Genomic DNA, 21,875 nt, shown 5'->3' with positions numbered 1-21,875 from the left:
GACAATCCTACGGATCGGTTCCTAGCCTCATGGCGTGCCTCCCTCCACCGAGCGTCCCGTCATCGTGGTGCTCTGTGAGCGGGCCGCGGTAGGTGATGGTGGGGGTGATGGGCTGGTTCGGCCGCCGGGGCTGGATGGGGTTGGGGGACCGGGTCCAGCCGGTGGAGATGCCGGCGGTGGTGGGGGGTTGGGTGGGGTTGAGTTTCGGTATTGCGCTGCGGATGGGTTGCGGGAGGCTGTTCGGGGGGCTCGGGGGCTGTTGCTGTGGGACTTCTTTTCTAGTGCGGTCAGGGATGTCTGGGCTGATGCGGGGACGCTTGAGTGGATCCATGTGACTGCGGCCGGGGTTGACACTCTGCTCTTTGACGAGTTGCGCGATTCGGATGTTGTCGTGACCAATGCGCATGGGGTGTTTGATCGGCCGATCGCGGAGTACGTGCTCGGGGCGGTGATCGCGCACGCGAAGGACAGTCGTACCAGTCTCGACCTGCAGCGGCGGCGGGAGTGGCGGCATCGGGAGACGCGGAGTGTGCTCGGCGCGAAGGCGATGGTGGTCGGCACCGGAGCAATCGGGCGGGAGATCGCTTGGCTGCTGCGTGCGGCGGGGCTGGAGGTGCGCGGGGCCGGGCGGACCGCGCGGTCCGGTGATCCGGACTTCGGTGAGGTTGTTGCTAGCAGCAACCTTGCGGCTGAGGTCGGCGAGGTTGATCACCTGGTACTCGCGGCGCCTCTGACCGAAGCGACGCTTGGGCTGGTCGACGCGAAGGTGCTGGGGGCGATGAAGCCGGATGCGCATCTGATCAACGTTGCGCGTGGTCCGATTGTCGACGAGGGGGCGCTGCTGAACGCCTTGCAGGACAGGCGGATCGCGGCGACGCTGGACGTGTTCGATCGCGAACCGTTGCCGGCCGACCATCCGCTGTGGGACGCGCCCGGTGCGACGATCACCGCGCATATGTCCGGTGATGTGATCGGCTGGCGGGACACCCTTGCCGCTCAGTTCGTCGACAATCTGCAGCGCTGGCTGGCCGGCGAACCTCTTCTCAATGTCGTGGACAAGAAGCTCGGCTACATCCCCTCGGGAGCCCGATGACCCAGCAACCGCCGACACTGCAGGACCCCTCAACATCCCGGCCGAGTCAGGCCCGACCGAGTCAGGTGCCGCCGAGTCGGCTGCGGTCGGCCGGGTCAGGTGCCGCCGAGTCGGCGTGGCTGGCCGGGGCAGGTGCTGAGGAGTCGGCGTGGCTGGCCGGGTCTGCTGCTGATGAGCCGGGTGGGGCCGCCGCGGTGCTGGAGCTGGCGGAATGGCGAGTTGGGCTTGGTCGGGTGGTGAAGTGGTGATGCAGGCGGTGGAGCTGGTTGCGGGGTTCCGGGCCGGGACGATCTCGCCGGTTGAGGCCGCGCAGGAGGCGTTGGACGCGATCGAGCGGTACGACGGGGCGGTGAACGCCTTCGTGTTGGTGGATGCGGAGGGGGCGCTCGCGGCAGCGAAAGAGTCGGAGGTCCGGTGGCAACGCGGGGAGCCACTGGGGCCTGGCGACGGGGTGCCGACGTCGATCAAGGACGCGCTGTGGACCAAGGGATGGCCGACCCTGCGCGGCAGCACGATGATCGACGAGGCGGGTCCGTGGGAGGAAGACGCACCCGCGGTCGCTCGGCTGCGTGAGACCGGGGCCGTGATCCTCGGGAAGACGACGACCCCGGAGTACTCGTGGAAAGGTGTCACCGACTCCTTCAGGTACGGCGCGACCGGCAACCCATGGGATCCGTCGAAGACCTCGGGTGGTTCGAGTGGCGGTTCGGCGACCGCGGTCGGGCTCGGTATGGGGGTGTGGTCGGTCGGGACCGATGGCGGAGGTTCGGTCCGGATCCCGGCGGCGTTCACGGGCACGGTTGCGCTCAAGCCGACGTACGGGCTGGTCCCGTTGTTTCCGCCGAGTGCGTTCGGCACGTTGTCGCATGCCGGGCCGATGACTCGGACGGTCCGCGACACGGCTGCGCTGCTCGACATCGTGACCGGGTTCGACGCGCGTGACTGGTCAGCGATGCCGACGCCGCGCGGCTCGTTCCTGTCCGGGATCGACGATGGGATTGTCGGATTGAAGATTGCCTTCTCGTCCGATCTTGGGTTTGTCGACAATCGACCGGAGATCGAGGAGTTGGTGCGGGCCGCGGTCGGCGTGCTCGAGGAGGCCGGGGCCGAGGTGACCGAGGTCGATCCCGGGTTCGCGGATCCGGCCGACGCGTTCAACGTGCTGTGGTGGTCCGGTGCAGCGAAGGTGCTGTCGGCGCACACGGTCGATGATCGCGTGGACCCCGGACTGCGCCGGGTCGCCGAGATCGGGTCGTCGTACTCGGCGTCTGACTTCCTCGATGCGACCGCGGTACGGATGGAACTCGGGCAGCTGATGGGACGGTTCCACCAGAAGTACGACGTACTGATCACGCCGACTCTGCCGCTCACGGCGTTCCCGGTCGGGCAGGACGTGCCGGATGGTTCGTCGTCACCAGATTGGACCAGTTGGACGCCGTACACGTATCCCTTCAATCTCACCCAGCAGCCGGCGCTGAGTGTGCCGTGCGGGTTCACGTCCGATGGTCTGCCGGTCGGATTGCAGACTGTCGGCGCGCGGCACGCGGACGCACTCACGCTGCGCGTCGGGCAGGCGTATCAGGCCGCGACGGACTGGCATACACGGACACCGACTCTGGAGGCGCGATGAGCAGGTTCATCACCGTCAGCCTGGACAAGCGCGGCGTGAGTTGTGTCGCCGAGTTGCTCGACGAGGCGGCGCCGCGGACCTGTGCGGCGGTGTGGGACGCGCTGCCGTTGTCAGCGCCGGTGTTCCACGGAAAGTACGCGCGGAACGAGATCTACACGCTGCTGCCCGCCTTCGCGCCGGCCGATCCGGGGAAGGAGAACACCACGGTGACGCCGATTCCCGGCGACCTGTGCTGGTTCTCGTTCGACTCCGACGATCTGGGCAACCCGGCGTACGGGTACGAGAACACCACCGGCACCGGGACCACGGGTGCCATCGTCGACCTGGCCGTGTTCTACGGGCGGAACAATCTGCTGATCAACGGGGATCAGGGCTGGGTGCCGGGCAATGTCTTCGGTGCGATCGTCGACAATCTCGACGGTATGGCGGCCGCCTGCCAGGACCTCTGGATGGGCGGCGCCCGCGGGGAAACCCTCACCTTCACCCGCCGCGACCTGAGCTCCTGAGACCGCTGGTCCCAGGAGTCGGTGGACTCGTCGGGCGGGAGCCTGTCCGGGGTGTGGGACCAGCGGTGACTGGGTGGGGACGGGTCGGGCGCGGGGCCGGGGTGCGCTTGAACCAGGTCCACGGGCGGGGCCGGTCGCGGGCTGTTGGGTCCGCGACCGGCGTGGGATTACCGGGCAGGGGAGCGGCTCCGTGGGGGATCGGCGCCCGGGGGACCGGCCCTCGGGGATCGACCCCGGGTTAGAGGCCGTGGCGGAAGCCTTCGCGCCAAGAGGGGTAGCCGGGTTGCCAGTTGAAGGTGGCTTTGGCGAGGGTGTTGTCGACGCCGCGGATCTCGGTGAAGGCGGCGACGCCGACGTCGCCGACGGCGAGACGGCCCAGCCAGGTGGGGATGTGCCGCGGCGGTTTCGCGCCGAGGATGCGCGCGAACTCCGGCAGCCAGACCGCCACCTGTGCGGGGTCGTCATCGGCGATCTGGTAGATGCCGGTGGCATCGCTCTCAATCGCCTTCACCGTCGCGTCGGCCGCGTCGTCGTAGTGGATGAACGACCACACGCCGGTGCCGTTGCCGATCAACGGGAACTTGCGCTTCTGGATCATTTCGACGATCTCGCCACCCTTGCCGATGGCGCCGGTCGGGCCGTAGAAGCTCGCGTACCGCAGCGCGATGCCCTCGATTCCCTCGGCGTTGGTGACGACCGACTCGAGGTGCTTGATCCCGGCCATCGTCTGCCGTTGCGCCGGCGCCGGGTTCGGGTCGAGCGGGTCCGCCTCGGTCTTCGTCGCGGATCCACCGTGTTGCATGTTCCAGCCGGCGTACGACTGGACGACGAACCGTCGTACGCCGGCAGCCTGGGAAGCGGCGAGCAGGTTGTCGGTGCCTTCGGTGCGGAGCCGGTTCGTCAGCGCGAAGCTCTGGTCGAACTTCTTGAAGTCGATCCCGCCCTTGAGTGCCGTCATCTGATGTACGACGACCTCCGGCCGAACCGAGTCCACCGCAGCCATCACCGCGTCGGCGTCGAGGCCGTCCGCGAGGACAACCCCCGCACCGTCGGCCCGCAGACCGGCCGCACCGGACTCCGACCGGATCATCCCGGTCACCTCGTGCCCGGCCGCGATCAGTTTCGGTACCAGCGACCGGCCCAGTCCGCCGGTCGCACCTGCCACCAAGACCTTCATTGTGATTCCTCCGTCGTCTGTTGTTACAACCCGGAGGACACGCCCCGCCTCCGGGCTGTGACAGTGACGTGGATCACTCTGAGGTCAGGGTGAACGAAGTGGGTCCGAAGGAGACGTTCTGGGTGACGTCGATGGTGAGGGTGTCAGCGGGCGGGTGGCAGGCGAGGGTGAGGACGAAAGGCGTTTCCACGAAGCGGATCGTCGCCACGAAGGTGTCCCCGTCGGCGTACGCGCTCGTCACCAGGCGCTGCCCGACAGCGGGGTCGGCCTCCTTGAGTACGCCGACCGCACGATGCTCCTGCCAGCCGCCGGGACCACAGACGATCTCGAGCGACTCGGTGGTCCCGGGCTCGGTGAACGTGAAGATGCCGGTGCCGTCAGTAAACCTGACGGCTTCCAAGCCGGCCTCGTTCGACGCGAACCGATAGGTGCGCCCGTTGCCGCCGGATGGCGCGGGACCTGACGGCGGCGGCAGCTCCAGCCGCTCGGGCCGCGCGACAGCGGTGACCTCTTTGCCTTCGAGGACGGGCAGCAGGTGATCCCAGACCGTGTTCAGGATCGCCTGCATGTCGAACGTCGCACTCGTGATGATGAGGGCGGCGTCGTACTCGGGGAAGATCAAGCAGAACTGGCCGAACGCGCCGTCGCCGCGGTAGGTGTTGTGCCGGCCGCGCCAGAACTGGAAGCCGTACCCCTGATGCCAGTCCGGATTCTCCTCGCTGTCATTGGGGACCTGCCTCGACGTCGCGGCCTCGAACCACTCGGCCGAGACCAGCTGCTTGCCCTCCCACACGCCGCGCTGCAGTAACAGTTGCCCGAAGTTGGCCAGCGACTCGGTGTTGATGCTCAGCCCCCAGCCGCCCGTGGTAATGCCTTCGGACGACACCTGCCAGGTCGCCTCCGAAGCGCCGAGCGGCTCGAACAGCCGCGGCCGCAGGTAGTCGAGCAGCGTCTCACCGGTCAGCCGTTGCAGGATCGCGGACAGCATGTACGTCGCGCCGCTGTTGTAGACGAACACCGTGCCCGGCTCGTGCTCGACGTCGAGACCGAGGAAGATCTTCACCATCCGCCGGTCCCGGCCGAGCGCTTCGACGGTGTCCTTGGCGTGCCCGGTCGTCATGGTGAGCAGGTGCCGGACCGTCATCGCGGCCAGGTTGTCGCTGATCGTCTCCGGCAACTCGTCGGCCTCGAAGAACGAGGTCACCGGGTCATCGAGCGACAGCAGCCCGGCGTCGATCGCGAGCCCGATGCCGGTCGACGTGAAGCTCTTCGACACCGAGAACAACAGGTGCGGATCGGTCAGCCGGTACGGCGACCACTCCTCCTCGAGTACGACGTGACCGTGCCGCAGCAGCATCACGGTCTGGATCTCCTGGTCGGACGCGTCCAGCGCGGCGACGAACGCGTCGAGCGCGGCACCGGATAGACCTTCGGTTTCTGGGGTACTCCGTGGAAGGCTGCTCACTCGAAGCACGCTATCTGCCAGAACGGACAAAATCAGGTGAGTTCCACCAGACGAGCAGCGGTCATCCTCAACCCGGTGAAGGTGCCGGACGCCGAGGAGTTCCGCCGTACTGTCGACGCGGCGTTGGCCGACCGCGGGTTCGACGACTCGCTCTGGCTGGAGACGACCGAGGACGATGCCGGATCGACGATGGCCCAGCGGGCGATCGAGGAGACGGTCGATCTGGTCGTAGTGGCCGGCGGTGACGGCACCGTGCGGATCGTCTGTGCCGAGCTCGCCAGGAGCGGGATCCCGGTGGCCGTACTGCCGGCCGGGACCGGCAACCTGCTGGCCCGCAACCTCGGTATCTCACTGGACCTCGAGACCGCGCTGTCCGAGCTGCTCGATGGCGACGAGCAGCGGATCGACAGCGTCGAGGTCGAGGGGGACGAGTTGCCGACCGATCGGTTCGTGGTGATGGCCGGCCTCGGGCTCGACGCCGCGATCATCGCGGATGCGCCCGACGAGCTGAAGAAGCGGGTCGGCTGGGCCGCGTACGTCGTGGCCACGCTGAGGAACCTCAACCATCCGTCCGTCCGGGTCGAGATCATTGTCGACAATCGACCGCCGGTACGGCGCCGGGCCCGGACCGTGGTGATCGGCAACGTCGGGACCCTGCAGGCGAGCATCCCCTTGCTTCCGGACGCCGTACCGGACGACGGGCTGATCGATGCCGTCGTGCTCGCGCCGCGACGGATCAGTCAATGGCCCCGGCTCGCGGCGAGCCTGGTGGTGAAGCCGTTGCGGGAGCGCCATGTCGAGCGGTTCACCGGCCGGCAGATCCAGGTCTCGGCCGCGAGGACGGTACGACGGCAGCTGGACGGCGACACGATCGCGGACGGGCGCACGCTGAGTGCGTCGGTCGACCCGTCAGCCCTGATCGTCCGGGTGCCCTGACCGCTGCAGGTGGGCGAGCTTGTCCGGATTGACGACACCGTGGATGGCCGTGATCAGGCCGTCGGTGATCACGAACGACCAGATCGCCAGCGTCCGGTCCTCGGCGTCGTGGACGCGCATACCGGGCTGGCCGCCGACGTGCACCCGGTTGACCTGCAGGCCGAGGTCGGCCAGCTTGCCGAAGGCGACGCGCACCAGTTTGCTGACACTGTCGACGCCGTGGACCGGCCGCGGGAACGCCAACGCGTTGCCCCCGCCGTCGCCGGTGAACGTGACATCGGGTGCGAGCATCTTCACCAGTTCGTCGAGCTCACCCTCCTCGGCCGCCGCGACGAACCGTCGTACCAGCTCGTCTCGTTCCTGCCGGGAGGCGTCGAAGCGCGGGCGGTCGTCGGACAGGTGACGGCGAGCCCGTACGGCGAGTTGGCGGCAGGCGGCAGGGGTCTTGCCGATGATCGCGGCGACCTCGTCGTACGTGTACCCGAAGACGTCGCAGAGCAGGAACACCGCCCGCTGGTCCGGTGACAGGCGTTCCAGTACGACGAGGAACGCGGTCGAGAGCGAGTCCGACAACGCGGCCCGCTCGGCGAGGTCGACGTACTCGTCGACGGCCGGCTCGGGGAGCCACGGACCGATGTACGTCTCCCGCTGCCGGCGGGCCGACCTGAGCTGGTCGATCGCCAACCGCGTCGTCACGGTGGTGAGAAACGCCTTGGGTGAGTCGACCTGCTCCTCGCGGTGCAGGCGCAGGTAGGCCTCCTGTACGACGTCTTCCGCGTCACCGAAGCTCCCCAGCATCCGGTACGCGATCGACAGCAACAGCGGCCTGAACTCCTCCATCACTCCTTCTCAGACGATCGACGGCCGGTCCCAGTGACAGTGTCACAGGATCGGATTGTCGATCGTCTGCAATCCACATGAACACCATCACCTGGATTCTCAGCGGACTACTGGCGGTCGTCTTCACGATCTCCGGCGTCGCGAAGTCGACGATGTCGAGAGACCGGTTGATCGCGACCGGGCAGACCGGCATCGCCCCGTTCCCGATGCCGGTCGTCCGCGCCGTCGCGGTGGCCGAGCTGTTCGCGGTCGCCGCGCTGTTCGTGCCGTGGCTGAGTGACACGGCCCGCGTCCTCACCCCGCTGGCAGCGGTCGGCCTGGTCGGCGTGATGATCGGCGCGGCCGTTTCCCACGCCTCCCTTCGCGAACCGAAGGCGGTCGCCGCCAACGTCACGCTGCTTGCTTTGGCCTCCTTCGTCGCCGCGAGCCGCTTCTCGGCGCTCTAAAGCTCACTGCTGGACGAGTACGGCGACCGTCCGTGCCGGGACGGAAACCGTGCCGGTTGCGGCGGTCCAGGTCGTCTGCTTCACCACCGGATCGGAGCCGTTGGCCTGGATGGGGGACAGGGACAGGTTGGCGCCGGCCAGGCCCGGGATCTGTTGGGTCACGGCCGAGCCGGTGCTGTTGAAGACGACCAGGACGCCCTTGAGCGCCGGATCGACATCAGGACCGACCGTGTCGTCGATGCGCATCGTGATCACACCAGGGTTCGCGCCGCTCAGCGGGAAGCTCAGCTTCGCGTTGATCAGCTCGGCCGATCCAAGGCGGAACAATGGTGTGGAGAAGCGGAGCTTCAACAGGTCCTGGGCTGCTGCTGACGCCGTGGCGACGTCGGTCGCGGTCGGCTTCAGCGCGGGGTTGGCCAGCAGTGGCTTGATGTACGACCACTTGGCCTCGTTGTCGGTCTTCGGCGGCAGGCCGTGGCCGAAGCCGTTGTCCGCGCCGGTCCAGTCGAGCGTGTTGAACCAGTCGCCGGAGTCGTACGAGTTCCGGTCGAGCGACTTGCTCCGCAGCAGGTCCGCGCCGGCGTGCCAGAACGACGGGGTCTGCGCCAGCGCGGTTGTTGCCAGCGACACCGTGTTCATCCGGATCCGGTCTGACATAGTCAGTGCCGTCGGCAACTTGTAGGTCAGCGCGTCCCACAACGTCTCGTTGTCGTGGGCATCGACGTACGTGACCACCTCGTTCGGCTGGTCGGCGTACCCGGCCGGGCTGCCGTTGTAGTCGACGCCGTCGCCGCGGACGACGGCCCCGGACTCGGCAGACTTGAACGAGAAGTTCCTCAGATTCGCGGCCAGTCCCAGCTGGATCAGGTCGGTGTCGTGGGCGAGGCGCTTCGCGCGGTCGGCGGGAGTGGTGCCGCTGACCGGGTCCCCGTTCCAGTCGCTCGCGGCGCCGGAGCCGAAGCCCTGGATCCGCGGGTTCTCGTCGAACGGGCCGCCGCCGCGGACACCGTCCCGCAGCCGGTCGGAGAACGTACCGATGCCGGTGCCGCCGAGGTTGCCCTGCCGGGCCTGGACGAACAGCGCGTCGTTCGCGACCTCGCCGAAGTTCCAGCCCTCGCCGTACACGTAGACGCTCTTGCCGTCGACGCCGTCCTTGGCCAGCGTCAGCTTGTCCAGCGCGGCTCGGACCTTGAGCATGTTGGCCTTGCTGTGGTGACCCATCAGGTCGAAGCGGAAGCCGTCGACTCGGTAATTGCGAGCCCAGCTGACAGTGCCGTCGACCATGATCTTCTCGGCCATCGCGTGTTCGGTGGCGATGTTGCTGCAGCAGGTCGACGTCTCCACCTTGCCGGTCGCATTCAGCCGCTGGTAGTAGCCCGGCACGACCTTGTCGAGCACGGACGTCGGCGCCTGACCGGCGGACGGCGTGTGGTTGAAGACCTGGTCGAGTACGACGCGCAGTCCGGACTTGTGCAGTCCGCCGACCATCGTGCGGAACTCGGCGACCCGGGCCAGACCGTCGCGCTGGGTCGCGTACGAGCCCTCGGGCGCGAGCCAGTGGAACGGGTCGTAACCCCAGTTGAAACCGTCCTTCGCGGCGACCGCGGTCACACACGCCTGCTGCTGCTCGGAATCGGCCGGGAAGGACTTGAGGTCGCAGGCCGGTGACTGCTGACCGGTCTCGGGGATCGACGCAATGTCGAATGTCGGCAATAGGTGGATCGTGTTCAGTCCGGCGGCCGCGAGTGACCGTAGATGCTTCGTGCCGTTGCCCTCGTCGGCGAAGGCGAGATACGTGCCGCGATGTGCGGCCGGCACCGTGGTGTCGTTGATCGAGAAGTCGCGGACATGGAGTTCGTAGATCGTCGAATCGACCGACCGGGCCAGCTTCGGTGCCGGTGTCGTCGACCACAGCGCCGGCTTCCCGGCCGGATCGTCGAGGTCGACCGCGACCGAGTGCGTCGAGTCGGTGGTGAGCGCCAGCGAGTACGGGTCGGTGACGACGTTCGTCTCCACCTTGCCGGTCGACGGCGCGAACACGGTGACCTGATAGCGGTACGCCGCGTTCTTCCACGACCGTGGCCCGTTGACGAACCAGGAGCCGTCGTCGGTGCGCTGCATGGGGATTGTCTGCAATCCGACAATCAGATTGACCTTTTGTGCAGTCGGCGCCCAGAGCGTGAACCGAGGTGCCCCGCCCGGCCAGGTGACGCCGTAAGAGCGCTGAGTCGCGGCATCGCCGTACAGGTCGTCGAGGACCCCGGGGATCTGTACGCCGGTCGCGTCGAGCAACCGTCCGACGTCGTCGTACTGCGCGAGCCCGAGCTGTCCGGTCAGGATCTTCCGGGCGTCGGCATGGTCGAGCCGCAACGCCGTGTAGCCCTTCAGCGCCGGGTACTTGGCCAGCACGGCCGGTGGGATCCCGTTGGCGTCGTAGCGCAGGCCGGACGACGTGCCGCCGATGTCGTCCGCGTCGACCTTGAGAGAGGCGTCGTACGACCAGTGCAGCCGCCAGCGCGACCTCTCGGGGTGTGTGACCGCAGGTACGGCGAGGAGGTCCTTGGTGAGCCAGTAGGCCTTGGCCTGGCTCAGGTCGGGCTGGGCGCCCGGTGTGGACGTCGTGACCGTCAGCACGTGGGTCGCAAGGACGTAGGAGAAGGTGACGACCAGCCCGTCCGCCGGCACGGTGATCGGAATGTTGTTGGCCGGGTAACTCTCGTCCCAGGACAGGTTGTGTGCGACCTTCGCCTCATAGCTGCCCGCTCCGATCTCGCTCGTCGACCACGTGTACGTGCCGTCGCCGTCCTGGTCCGTCAGCCAGGGTCGCATGCAGCCCGGGTCCCAGTCGGCCGCACAGCCGAGCTCGGACTGGAACGTACCCGGCACGGTGATGATCGGCCCCTCCGCACTCGACGTGACGTAGTGCCGGCCGTGCTCGTAGTAGAACGTGGTCGGAGCGCTGGTCGCCGTGTAGGAGATGTTGGCGCCGTTCTGGTTGCCGCCGGCACCGTAGTTCTCGTCCCACGTCTTGTTGATCGCGGCCTTGTACGCGTGCTCACCGGCCGGGATCGAGTAGGTGCCCTTCCAGACCTTGTCCTCTTGGTCCAGCGTCAGTTGCGCCTGGTCGCAGTCCGGCGACCAGTCAGCCGGGCAGCCCATCTCACTGTTGTGATCACCCGGCACACTGACGTTGGCCGGCTGCACGACGGGCCCAGTCCCGCCACCACCGCCTCCCGGCTTCGGTGCGTCGCCGACGACGCCGTACGACCCAGACACCGAGTAGTTGCCGGACACGTCCTTCAGTACGGCGCGGTACTCGAGCAGTGTCCCCTTGGGCAGAACGGGCACGTCCTGGAAGACCCGGTACGGCGCGTTGTCGTCGGAGCCCAGTCGCTGCCAGGCCGTCGTACCCACCGGGCGGTAGCCGAAGGTCACCGTCACCGGAGTGTTCTCCGGTACCGCGGCGGCGATCTCGGCGCGGCCACCGACCGTCGCACCAAGCTCAGGCGAGCTCATGTAGACGGCGGGCGCCTTCGTTCGGGCAGGAACCTTGCTGGCCGCTTGGTACACAGTCACGGACAGCGGCGCCTGGCTGAGCACGACTCTGCCTTCGCGGTCGGTCTTGACCGCCTGAGAGCCGCCGTAGACCGGCTTCAACAAGGTGTTGGGCCCGTACGTCGGAATCGTTGCAGACTTTGCGGTTGTCGCATTGTTGGCAATCACCAGGTACTCGACGTTGTCGGTGCCGAGCCGGCTGAACGCGTACAGGCCGCCGGAGTTCGACGAGTACCGGTGGATCTGGCGGCCGTCCGCGAGAGCCGGGTACTTCGCCCGCAGCGCCTGCAAGGCCGCGATGTGCTTGTACATCGGCGCGTTGACGTCGTACCGGTCCTGGCTCCCGATCGTCGTCGTACCGGTGCCGTCGACGATCTCGTCGTCCTTGTAGTCGGCGGTCTGCGTAGCGAACATGTCCTGCCGCGCGTCCTTGTCACCACCGGCACCGGTGAAGCCCTGCTCGTCGCCGTAGTAGATGACCGGCTGACCGCGAGTCAGGAACATCAGCGAGTGCGAGAGCTTGTCCCGCGCCAGCAACTCCTGCCCGGAGGCGCCGCCCTGCTTGAGGAAGGTGCCGACCCGGCCCATGTCGTGGTTGCCGAGGAAGGTCGGCAGCTGGTACGCGTTCGAATCGCCGTCGGTGTAGTAGTCGTCATTGGCGTAGAAGTCGCGCAGCTTGGTGCTCGGGTCGCCCTTGGCGAACGCGACCGCGTTCTGCTGGAACCCGAAGTCGAGCGTCGCCTGCAGCGCGCCCTGCGTGGTGTACGTCGACATGAACTTCGGGTCGGCGTCGAACACCTCGCCGAACATGAAGAAGTCCTTCGACCCCGCACCTCGCGCCGCCGCCAGGACCTGGGGGGAGAACTTCTGCCAGAACTCCATGTTGACGTGCTTGACCGTGTCGATCCGGAACCCGTCGATCCCGAACTCGGCCCACGTCTTGTAGACGTCGGTCATCCCGTCCCGCACCCGCGGCTGCTCGGTGAACAGGTCGTCCAGCCCGACGAAGTCGCCGTACTCTGCCGATTCGCCGGCAAACGTGGAGTCGCCGCGGTTGTGGTACAGCGTCGGGTCGTTCAGCCAGGCCGGCACCTTGACCGTCTCGTCGGCCGGCGTCCGGAACACCGGGATGTTCGGGAAGGACACGTTCCGGTCCAGCGGCGGGAACGTGTCCCCGGCCGCATACTGCTTGTCGTCGAAGACGTTGCCGGAAGCATCCTTGTACGGCGACGTCGACTTCGGGATGTAGCCGTACTGGCCGGACTGGTAGGCGATCACGTCCGCGGTGTGGTTGGTGATGATGTCGAAGAAGACCTTCATCCCCTTGCCGTGGGCCAGGCTGATCAGCTGCTTCATGTCCGCGTTGGTGCCCAGGTGCGGATCGATCTGGGTGAAGTCGGTGATCCAGTAGCCGTGATACCCGGCGCTGACGTCGTTGCCGGCACCCTGCACGGGCCGGTTCTTGAACGACGGGGTGAGCCAGATGGACGTCGTACCGAGGGACTTGATGTAGTCGAGTTTCTGGATCACACCGGCCAGGTCGCCGCCGTGGTAGAAGCCCTTGTCCGTCGGGTCGAGGCCGGTGGTCAGGCGGTCGCCGGTCAGGCCGCCGGCGTCGTTGGACTTGTCGCCGTTGGCGAACCGGTCCGCCATCACGAAGTAGAACCGCTCCTTGGTCAGGTCCTCCCGCAGGCTCGGCGTCGACAACGCCTTGTCCGCCGGAGTCACCGCCGGACCTGCCAGGTCGACCGGCTTCACCGTGACAAGGTGGCTGGTGTCGTCATAGCTGAAGGAGAGCTTGGCCGGTCCCTCGATCCGCAGCGGGATGTTCGGCCCGTTCAGTACGCCGCCGGCACCGTAGTTCTCGTCCCAGCTGCCGTTGACGGTGACCTTGTACTCGTACGACCCGGCCGGCACGTCGAACACCTTCGTGTACGGCGCCGCCGTACCGAGACTGCTCGCTGTACACCCGGGATCCCAGTCGCTCGCGCACCCCAGCTCGTTCTGCAACGACCCGGCCAGCGTGATCACCCGATCCGCCGCGACCTGTGCGGGCGCCGGTGCCGCCGTACCGAGCCCGAGCACGATCACCGCCGCCGCGGTGAACCCCGCCGTCCATCGCCTGAACCCGCGCATCACGGTCCCCTCCCGTTGATCCTGCCGGGGACGCTAGCCGCCTACTTTCACCATGAGGAGGCCTCGAATGTCACGGTCAGGTCACGAGGCCGGGGAGAGTGGTCTCGATCGGGGTGTGCAGGACGGTGGTGGCCTCGTCGTCATAGGGGGTCGGGTCGGCGTTGAGGATGATGAGGGGTTTGCCGGCGGACAGGGCGATGTCGCAGAGGCCGGCGGCGGGATAGACCTGCAGCGAGGTGCCGACGGCCAGGAACACATCCGCGGCCGTGGTGGCGGCGACGGCGGCGTCTAGGACGCGCTGGTCGAGTGACTGACCGAAGGAGACGGTGGCGGATTTGAGGATGCCGCCGCAGATCTCGCAGGCCGGATCCTCGTCGCCGGCTTCGAGGCGGGGGAGTACGTCGGCCATCGGGATGCGGCGGGTGCATTCGAGACAGTCGACGTACCAGACCGTGCCGTGCAGTTCGTGGACGATCGCGGGGGAGGAGCCGGCCTTCTGGTGCAGGCCGTCGACGTTCTGGGTGATCAGGCCGGTCAGCCGTCCCTGGCGTTCGAGGTCGACCAGGGCGAGGTGGCCCGGGTTCGGCTCGGCGGTCCACGCGGGCGCGGCCAGGCGGAGCTTCCAGGCCTCGATCCGGACCGCCCGGGAGGCGACGTACTCGTCGATGTCGAACATCGCCTGCGCGGCCGGGTTCTTCGTCCACAGCCCTTGCGGACCGCGGAAGTCGGGGATCCCGGACGCGGTGGAGATGCCGGCTCCGGTCAGTACGGCGATGCGCTCAGCGTCGATCACCCGTCAAACGTTAGCTTTCCATTCCGGCGCGAGGACCGACATCACGATCCCGTCGACCCACTCGCCGTCCCAGTACAGCTCGTCGCGCAGCCGGCCCTCGACCACGAAGCCGGCCTTCTCGTACGCGCGCTGCGCCCGCGGGTTGAACGCGTACACACCGAGGCTGATCCGGTGCAGCCCGAGCTTCTCGATGCCGTAGCCAACGGTCAGCTTGGTGGCTTCGGTACCGAGGCCGCGATCCCGACCGGCCGGGCCGATCAGGATCCGGAAGTTGCAGGACCGGTTGTCCGGATCCCACTCGTTCAGGGCAGTCTCGCCGACCACCAAGCCGGTCGCCTTGTCCACGACGGCCAGATCCATCCGGTCGGTCATGGCCGCCCGGGTCCGGTACCACTCGCGCGCCTTCTCCTCGCCGATCTCGCCACGGCTCCCGGTGAACCTGATCACCTCGGGGTCCGCCATTGCGACAGCGAGCGCCTCGTAGTCGGCCTCGACCACGGGCCGCAGGATCACGAGCTCGCCGGTCAGCGTCGGCTTGTAGGAAAAATCGGTCACGCCGCGCAGTCTGCCAACCGGACCGCGACCACGGCGACCGGTTTTAGCTCAGTCGCCGGACGACGAATCTCGGCGCGTCGGCGGAGACGAGTTCCTGGTTGCGCAGGCGGCACCAGGCCGGGATGTCGGTGGCGGCCGCCGGGTCGTCGGCGAGCACCGTGATCGTGTCGCCGACGGCCACGGTCGGTAGCAGTTTCGCCAGTTTGATCACCGGGAGTGGGCAGAGCAGGCCGAGACAGTCGAGGTCGGTATTCACAGGCCGACCTCCGCCCGGATCCGCTGGACGATCCCCGGCAACACGGTCGCGAAGCGGTCGATGTCGTCGTACGTCGTCGAACGGCCGAGCGAGACGCGGACGTTGCCATGGGTGAGGACGCCCATCGCCGCGAGCACGTGGGACGGCCGCAGGGTGCTCGACGTACAGGCCGAACCGCTGGAGACCGAGAAGCCCTCCGCATCCAGGGCGGTGACGAGCGCCTCGCCGTCGACGTACAGACAGGAGAAGGTGAGCACGTGCGGCAGCCGGTCGTCCGGGTCGCCGACCACCTCGACATCGGCGATCTCCGCGGCGACGCGGTGCCGGAGCTCGTCGATCCAGGCTCGGTGGTGCTTGTTCAGTTCTTCAGCCTCAGCCTGGCGAGCCTGCAGGGCCGCCGCCGCGGCGAGCGCATTCGGGATGTCCGGGAACCCGGGAGAGAGGCCGTCCTCCCGCTCGTCCACCGGCCACGCCGGCGCCAGCCGGGTCCCCTTGCGTACGGCGAGCAGCCCGACGCCGGCCGGTCCACCCCACTTGTGCGCGCTCGCGGCCAGCGCCGACCACCCGGCCGGTACGACGTCGTGCCCGATCGAAGCGGCCGCGTCGACGAACAGAGGTACGTCACCACACGCCTCGGCCGCGGCCTCGATCGGCTGCCGGGTGCCGACCTCATGATTCGCGGACTGCAGCGCCGCCACCGCGACACCCGGCTTGCCGACCTCGGCTTTGAACGCCTCCAGGTCGACCCGGCCCTGGGAATCCACCCCGACCTCGACGCCCTGGCCGGAGGCGGTGTGCAGTACGGCGGAATGCTCGACGGCGCTGTGGACAACCGTCGTACCGACCCGTTTGCGGGCGGCCGTGATTGCGGTCAGCCCGGCGCGGATGGCCGCCGTACCGGAGGTGGTCAGGAAGAGCTCGTCGGGGCGCACCCCGACTGCGTCCGCGAGCACCGCCCGGGCGTTGTCCAGCAGCAGCCGCGCGGTCCGTCCCTCGTGGTGCAACCGGACCGGATCCGCCCAGCCGGAATCGACTGCCGACAGCAACATCTCCCGCGCCGCCGGATGCAACGACTCGGCCGACGCTGCATCCAGATACGCACGCTCGCTCACACAGGAAACGCTAAGCCCTACCTATGCGCGGGACCGCGGAAGGTGTCCAGTAGTGTTTGGTCGTCAGTCTCACTTGGGAAGGGAAAGGCGCCCCGTGGGTTCGAACGGCACGCCCGGAGTGGACGAGCGCAAGGCAGGTCTTGCCCGCGCCACACGTCCGGGAAAGCGACGCCTGCTGGTCGGTACGGGAGTGGTGCTCGGCACCCTGCTGCTGACCGGTTGTTCGTCGGCGACCACTGAGCAGTGGAAACGACTCGGGCTTCCCGAGGGCGCATCGGACCGGACCGAGGCCGTCCGAAGCCTCTGGATCGGCGCCTGGATCGCCGCCCTGATCGTCGGTGTGATGGTCTGGGCGCTGATCCTGTACGTCGTCGTGCGGTACCGCAAGCGCACCGAAGACGCTCCCAAGCAGGTCCGGTACAACCTGCCGCTCGAGGTGCTCTACACGCTGGCGCCGTTCGCGATCATCGGTGTGCTCTTCTTCTACACCGTCGAGCACGGCAACCAGATCACCGCGATGTCGAACACCCCGCAGCACACCGTCAACGTGGTGGGCCAGCAGTGGCAGTGGACCTTCAACTACAAGGACACCGTCGACGGGCAGGAGGGCGTCTGGGAGACCGGCACGCTGGACAAGCCCGCCCAGCTGTGGCTGCCGGTGAACGAGTCGGTCCACTTCGACCTGACCTCGCCGGACGTGATCCACTCCTTCTGGGTGCCGTCGTTCTACTTCAAGCTCGACGTCATCCCCGGCCGGACCAACAAGTTCGAGCTGACCCCGACCAAGACCGGGACCTTCGCCGGCAAGTGCGCCGAGCTCTGCGGGCTCTACCACAGCCGGATGGTCTTCTCCGTCAAGGTGGTCACCCGCGCCGAGTACGACGCGCATCTGCGTGAACTGGCCGCCAAGGGCCAGACCGGCGCCGCCACCGGTGGCCAGGACGCCACCACCATTCCTGGCCACGGGCCAGAGGAGGGCGAGAAGTGACAGCCACCGCCGAGCGCACCGGTGCCATCGGTGCGACCACTACCGCTCTGCCCCGACGGCGTACCAAAGGCCAGATCGCGGTCAAGTGGCTGACCACCACCGACCACAAGCTGATCGGCCACCTGTACCTGATCGTCTCGTTCGCGTTCTTCCTGATCGGCGGCGTGATGGCGCTGCTGATCCGCGCCGAGCTGGCCAAGCCGGGTCTGCAGATCGTGAACGAAGAGGTCTACAACCAGCTCTTCACCATGCACGGCACGATCATGCTGCTGCTGTTCGCGACCCCGCTGTTCGTCGGTTTCGCGAACGTGATCATGCCGGTCCAGATCGGCGCCCCGGATGTGGCGTTCCCGCGGCTGAACATGTTCAGCTTCTGGCTGTTCCTGTTCGGCGGCCTGATCACCATCAGCGGGTTCTTCACCCCGGGCGGCGCGGCCGACTTCGGCTGGTTCGCCTACGCCCCGCTGTCCAACGCGGTCCGCTCGCCGGGTGTCGGCGGTGACCTGTGGATCATGGGCCTGTGGATGGCCGGTCTCGGCACGATCCTCGGTGCGGTCAACTTCGTCACCACGATCATCACCATGCGGGCACCGGGGATGACGATGTTCCGGATGCCGATCTTCACCTGGAACATCCTGGTCACGTCGATCCTGGTGCTGATCGCGTTCCCGATCCTGGCCGGCGCGCTGCTGATGCTGGAGGCGGATCGAGCCTTGGGGGCTCACGTCTTCGATGCCGCGAACGGCGGGCCACTGCTGTGGCAACACCTGTTCTGGTTCTTCGGGCATCCCGAGGTCTACATCATCGCGTTGCCGTTCTTCGGCATCATCACCGAGATCCTGCCGGTCTTCAGCCGCAAGCCGGTCTTCGGCTACATCGGCCTGGTCTCGGCGACGCTCGGTATCGCCGTCCTGTCGGTGGCGGTGTGGGCGCACCACATGTTCGTCACCGGCGCGGTGAACCTGCCGTTCTTCTCCTTCATGACGTTCTTGATCGCGGTCCCGACCGGGGTGAAGTTCTTCAACTGGATCGGCACCATGTGGGGCGGCTCGGTGTCGTTCGACACCCCGATGCTCTGGTCGGTGGGCTTCCTGACCACCTTCCTGTTCGGCGGTCTGACCGGCATCATCCTGGCCTCGCCGGCGCTGGACTACCAGCTGTCCGACTCCTACTTCGTGGTCGCGCACTTCCACTACGTCGTCTTCGGCACCGTGGTGTTCGCGATGTTCGCCGGGTTCTATTTCTGGTGGCCGAAGATGACCGGCCGGATGCTCGACGAGAAGCTCGGCAAGCTGCACTTCTGGCTGCTGTTCATCGGCTTCCACACGACGTTCCTGGTGCAGCACTGGCTGGGCGTCGAGGGGATGCCGCGGCGCTATGCGTCGTACGGCGCGAACGAGGGCTTCACCACGCTGAACGAGGTGTCCAGCATCGGTGCGTTCATCCTCGGCATGTCGATGCTGCCGTTCTTCTACAACGTCTACAAGTCGCGCAAGGCGCCGCTGGTGGGCGTGGACGACCCGTGGGGCTGGGGCCGCTCGCTGGAGTGGGCGACGAGTTCCCCGCCGCCGCGGCACAACTTCGCCTCGCTGCCGCGGATCCGGTCCGAGAGCCCGGCCTTCGACCTGCACCACCCGGACCTCGCGCTGGCCGAGTACCCGGACAACCAGGCCCCGAAGGACAACCTGCTCGACGCCGGTGAGGACCAGGGCCGGGTGGAGAATCTGGAGCAGAACGCAGGTCTCGAGACCGAAGGGAAGGACAAGGCGTGAAGGTCGAAGCCTGGGTCTTCGGGATCCTGAGTGTGTTCGTGCTGGTCGTCACGCCGATCTACTGGCTGATGTCGGAGGACCCGACCGGCACCACCGCACTGGTGATGACGTTCTTCCTGTCCCTGCTGGTGGCGTTCTACCTGAGCATCACCGCTCGCCGGATGGACGCCCGGCCGGAGGACCGCAAGGAAGCCGAGATCGTCGAGGGAGCCGGTGAGCTCGGCTTCTTCCCGCCGTACTCGTGGTGGCCGCTGTGGTGCGCGCTGACCCTGTCGGTGGTGGTGCTGGGCATCGTCTTCGGCTGGTGGCTGTTCATCGCCGGCTGCGCCCTCGGCATCGTCACGCTGTCCGGGTTCATCTTCGAGTACTACCGGGGTGACCACGCTCACTAGTTGAACCTCGTACGGGCGCCATCCGAAGCCAACCGGATGGCGCCTTTGCGCGTCTTACGGGGTGCCACCGGAGAACGGTCCGTTGTGGTCCGTACCACTGTGTGACGGTGTCCTGCCGGGTTCTGTCGGTTCGGCGGGTTACTCTGGGCGGCGTTGGTTTGAACAGGGGAGTGCTGGGGAATGGTTGGCGGTTCGGTGAGGAAACACGGTCTTGCCGTGGCGGGGATCTGCGTGGTGCTGCTGGCGGGCACCGCGTGCAGCGACACCGAGGCGGGCGGCTCGCCGGGTGCGACGCAGAGTAGTGGTACGCCGAGTGCCTCGACCACCCCTGGAGCGTCCACCACGCCGACGCCGGACCCGGGCGCGGCCAACGTCTCGATCGTCCCGGCCAAGGGCGCCACGTCGGTCAAGCCGGACACCCCGGTGACGGTGAAGACCTCGGTGGGCACGCTGAAGGACGTCACGCTCAAGGACGACGACGGCGACAAGGTGGCCGGCAGCTTCAACACCGAGAAGAACGAGTGGACCTCCGCGCCGCAGCTCAAGCCTGGTGCGTCGTACACCCTGACCGGCTCCGCGGAGGGCACCGACGGCGCCACCGTGCCGATCAACTCGACCTTCAAGACCCTCAAGGCGGCCAAGAACCTGAAGGCCTCGGTCGTCCCGCTGAACGGTGAGACCGTCGGCGTCGCGCTGCCGATCCAGATCTACTGGAACAACCCGGTCAAGGACCGCGCGGCGGTGGAGAAGCGGCTCAAGGTGACCACCTCGGTCCCGGTCACCGGCAGCTGGCACTGGGTGAACAGCAAGCAGGTCAACTACCGGCCGATGAACTACTGGCCGGCCGGCACCAAGGTGACGGTCAACATCGACACCCAGGGCGTGAACGCCGGGAACAGCGTCTGGGGCTCGGCCAGCCGCCAGATCTCCTTCAGCATCGGCAAGTCCGTGGTCACCAATGTCAACGTCGCGAAGCACGTCATGTACGTGACCATCAACGGCAAGCTGGCCCGGAGCATCCCGATCACCGCCGGCAAGGACGGCTTCACCACCCGCAGCGGGGTGAAGGTGATCATGGAGAAGTTCGCGACCAAGCGGATGGACGCGCGGACCGTCGGCATCAAGCCGGGCGACCCGGAGTACTACGACATCCGCGACGTGAAGTGGGCGCAGCGGGTGACCAGCTCGGGCGAGTTCATCCACGGCGCGCCGTGGTCGAGCGGCAGCCAGGGCAGTGAGAACGTCAGCCACGGCTGCGTCGGCATGAGCCTCGCGAACGGCCAGTGGTACTTCCAGCAGACCCTCCGCGGCGACCCCGTCATCGTCACCGGCACCACCCGCAAGATGGAGCCCGGCAACGGCTGGACCGACTGGAACACCACCTGGGCCGCCTACAAGGCCGGTTCAGCCCTCTCCTAGGAACTTCAGCAACGCCTCACTCAGCTCCTCGCCATGCCCGGCGGGGAGCGAGTGGTGCGTTGCGGTCTCCAGAGGTACGACGGTCGCCGACGGCATGAGTGTGGTGACCCGGCGGGTCAGGTGGTTGGGGTTGTGGCTCTTGGTGCGGGCGGCTACGACTACCAGCGGAGCGGGGTGGAGAGACCGCAGCTGGTCGTCGGTGGGGCGTTTGGGGCGGACAGGTCGGGCGGTGGGTTGCTCGGCCGCTAGTGCGGCGAGTTCGAGGCACTGCTCGTCGACCGGCAGGCCCTGGGTCTCCCAGCGGAGGAACGACAGGGTGCGTTGCCGAGAGGGGCGGAGGAGGCTCGGCAGCGCTCGGGCGATGTAGGGGATGCGCAGGCCGACGAAGCAGTCCGTTGGGTCGATCAGTGCGAGTCGGTCGACCCTGTCTGGGTTTCGCATCGTGTAGGTGAGGGCGATCCAGGCGCCGTACGAATGGCCTACCAGGAGTGGCCGGTCGACGCTGAGCCCGTCGAGTACGCCGGTCAGCCAGGTCATCAGCTCGTCGATCGTGCGGGGTGGGGTGCCGGTACTGCGGCCGGCGTCGCCGAGTAGGTCGATCGCGTAGACGCGGTGGTGTTGCGCGAGTTCGGGTGCGACGGAGAACCACACCGGAGAGGTCGCGCCGTGCCCGGCGAGCAGGACCACGGGAGGAGCGTCGACCAGGCCGCAGGCGTTCACGTGCGTGCCGCCGACATCGAGGTGTTCCACCGGGACACCCCAGCGTTCGAGCAGGGCGTCGTACGCGTGCTGGAAAGTCATGAG

The 21,875-nt window shown here is 67.5% G+C and carries 19 protein-coding genes; 10 read left to right on the top strand and 9 right to left on the bottom strand.

Annotated features, from left to right (window positions below):
• Positions 1-34: 34 nt before the first annotated feature.
• From V9K99_RS32385 to V9K99_RS32370, 4 genes are read left to right on the top strand one after another with little or no spacing between them, the layout of a single operon-like run.
• Positions 35-1,093 (top strand): D-2-hydroxyacid dehydrogenase, encoded by a 1,059-nt coding sequence (locus V9K99_RS32385; protein WP_443137121.1) that lies wholly within the window; start codon positions 35-37, stop codon positions 1,091-1,093.
• Positions 1,090-1,341, top strand: coding sequence for a hypothetical protein (locus V9K99_RS32380; RefSeq protein WP_337005702.1), 252 nt, complete (start codon positions 1,090-1,092; stop codon positions 1,339-1,341). Before V9K99_RS32385 ends, V9K99_RS32380 begins: the two co-directional genes overlap by 4 nt.
• The gene (locus tag V9K99_RS32375; RefSeq protein ID WP_337005704.1) at positions 1,305-2,723 is read left to right on the top strand and encodes an amidase; all 1,419 of its coding nucleotides are present in this window, start codon (positions 1,305-1,307) and stop codon (positions 2,721-2,723) included. Before V9K99_RS32380 ends, V9K99_RS32375 begins: the two co-directional genes overlap by 37 nt.
• Positions 2,720-3,229, top strand: coding sequence for a DUF3830 family protein (locus V9K99_RS32370; RefSeq protein ID WP_337005706.1), 510 nt, complete (start codon positions 2,720-2,722; stop codon positions 3,227-3,229). Before V9K99_RS32375 ends, V9K99_RS32370 begins: the two co-directional genes overlap by 4 nt.
• A 238-nt stretch (positions 3,230-3,467) precedes the next feature.
• Here the strand turns inward: V9K99_RS32370 and V9K99_RS32365 are convergent, their stop codons facing one another.
• Together V9K99_RS32365 and V9K99_RS32360 are read right to left on the bottom strand one after the other, a co-directional pair.
• On the bottom strand, positions 3,468-4,406 hold the full coding sequence (locus tag V9K99_RS32365; protein WP_337005708.1) for an NAD-dependent epimerase/dehydratase family protein: 939 nt from the start codon (positions 4,404-4,406) through the stop codon (positions 3,468-3,470).
• A 73-nt stretch (positions 4,407-4,479) separates the two neighbouring features.
• Positions 4,480-5,871: a serine hydrolase domain-containing protein gene (locus tag V9K99_RS32360; protein ID WP_337005710.1), complete on the bottom strand. Its 1,392-nt coding sequence runs from the start codon at positions 5,869-5,871 to the stop codon at positions 4,480-4,482.
• Positions 5,872-5,907: 36 nt separating this feature from the next.
• Between V9K99_RS32360 and V9K99_RS32355 the strand changes: the two genes are divergently transcribed.
• Positions 5,908-6,807: a diacylglycerol/lipid kinase family protein gene (locus V9K99_RS32355; protein ID WP_337005712.1), complete on the top strand. Its 900-nt coding sequence runs from the start codon at positions 5,908-5,910 to the stop codon at positions 6,805-6,807.
• Here V9K99_RS32355 and sigJ read toward each other — a convergent pair.
• Positions 6,781-7,647, bottom strand: a complete 867-nt coding sequence (gene sigJ / locus V9K99_RS32350; protein WP_337005714.1) for an RNA polymerase sigma factor SigJ — start codon at positions 7,645-7,647, stop codon at positions 6,781-6,783. The two genes, V9K99_RS32355 and sigJ, sit on opposite strands and share 27 nt — an antisense overlap.
• 77 nt (positions 7,648-7,724) lie before the next feature.
• Here sigJ and V9K99_RS32345 point away from each other — a divergent pair, with 77 nt between their 5' ends.
• Complete coding sequence (locus V9K99_RS32345; RefSeq protein WP_337005716.1) at positions 7,725-8,093, top strand: DoxX family protein; 369 nt, start codon at positions 7,725-7,727, stop codon at positions 8,091-8,093.
• 3 nt (positions 8,094-8,096) lie between these two features.
• On the opposite strand, the gene pulA is transcribed toward V9K99_RS32345, so the two are convergent.
• The 5 genes from pulA to V9K99_RS32320 form a co-directional block, all read right to left on the bottom strand.
• Positions 8,097-13,784, bottom strand: coding sequence for a pullulanase-type alpha-1,6-glucosidase (gene pulA, locus V9K99_RS32340; protein WP_337005718.1), 5,688 nt, complete (start codon positions 13,782-13,784; stop codon positions 8,097-8,099).
• Positions 13,785-13,860: 76 nt separating this feature from the next.
• Complete coding sequence (locus tag V9K99_RS32335) at positions 13,861-14,577, bottom strand: SIR2 family NAD-dependent protein deacylase (RefSeq protein WP_337005720.1); 717 nt, start codon at positions 14,575-14,577, stop codon at positions 13,861-13,863.
• A gap of 3 nt (positions 14,578-14,580) precedes the next feature.
• Entirely contained in the window at positions 14,581-15,132 is a 552-nt protein-coding gene (locus V9K99_RS32330) for a GNAT family N-acetyltransferase (protein WP_337005722.1), read from the bottom strand.
• A 43-nt stretch (positions 15,133-15,175) separates the two neighbouring features.
• Positions 15,176-15,388, bottom strand: coding sequence for a sulfurtransferase TusA family protein (locus V9K99_RS32325; RefSeq protein WP_337005724.1), 213 nt, complete (start codon positions 15,386-15,388; stop codon positions 15,176-15,178).
• Positions 15,385-16,500: a cysteine desulfurase family protein gene (locus tag V9K99_RS32320; protein WP_337005726.1), complete on the bottom strand. Its 1,116-nt coding sequence runs from the start codon at positions 16,498-16,500 to the stop codon at positions 15,385-15,387. The genes V9K99_RS32325 and V9K99_RS32320 overlap by 4 nt, the downstream gene beginning before the upstream one ends.
• Positions 16,501-16,594: 94 nt before the next feature.
• Between V9K99_RS32320 and ctaC the strand changes: the two genes are divergently transcribed.
• The 4 genes from ctaC (at position 16,595) to V9K99_RS32300 (ending at position 21,071) form a co-directional block, all read left to right on the top strand.
• Complete coding sequence (ctaC, locus tag V9K99_RS32315; RefSeq protein WP_337005728.1) at positions 16,595-17,488, top strand: aa3-type cytochrome oxidase subunit II; 894 nt, start codon at positions 16,595-16,597, stop codon at positions 17,486-17,488.
• Between the two features lie 47 nt (positions 17,489-17,535).
• Positions 17,536-19,260 carry an aa3-type cytochrome oxidase subunit I gene (gene ctaD, locus V9K99_RS32310; protein WP_337006052.1) on the top strand — a complete coding sequence of 575 codons (1,725 nt, stop codon included), beginning with the start codon at positions 17,536-17,538 and terminating at the stop codon, positions 19,258-19,260.
• Positions 19,257-19,652, top strand: coding sequence for a cytochrome c oxidase subunit 4 (locus V9K99_RS32305; RefSeq protein ID WP_337005729.1), 396 nt, complete (start codon positions 19,257-19,259; stop codon positions 19,650-19,652). Before ctaD ends, V9K99_RS32305 begins: the two co-directional genes overlap by 4 nt.
• A 195-nt stretch (positions 19,653-19,847) precedes the next feature.
• Positions 19,848-21,071, top strand: coding sequence for a L,D-transpeptidase (locus V9K99_RS32300; RefSeq protein ID WP_337005730.1), 1,224 nt, complete (start codon positions 19,848-19,850; stop codon positions 21,069-21,071).
• Here the strand turns inward: V9K99_RS32300 and V9K99_RS32295 are convergent.
• Positions 21,057-21,872 (bottom strand): alpha/beta fold hydrolase, encoded by an 816-nt coding sequence (locus V9K99_RS32295; protein WP_337005731.1) that lies wholly within the window; start codon positions 21,870-21,872, stop codon positions 21,057-21,059. The genes V9K99_RS32300 and V9K99_RS32295 overlap by 15 nt on opposite strands.
• Positions 21,873-21,875 lie beyond the last annotated feature (3 nt).

The sequence above is a fragment of the Kribbella sp. CCNWLW201 genome (assembly GCF_037203805.1).
Classification (GTDB): domain Bacteria; phylum Actinomycetota; class Actinomycetes; order Propionibacteriales; family Kribbellaceae; genus Kribbella.
The sequence above is the reverse complement of the archived record's forward strand: the minus strand, read 5'-3'. Positions and strand labels throughout refer to the sequence as shown.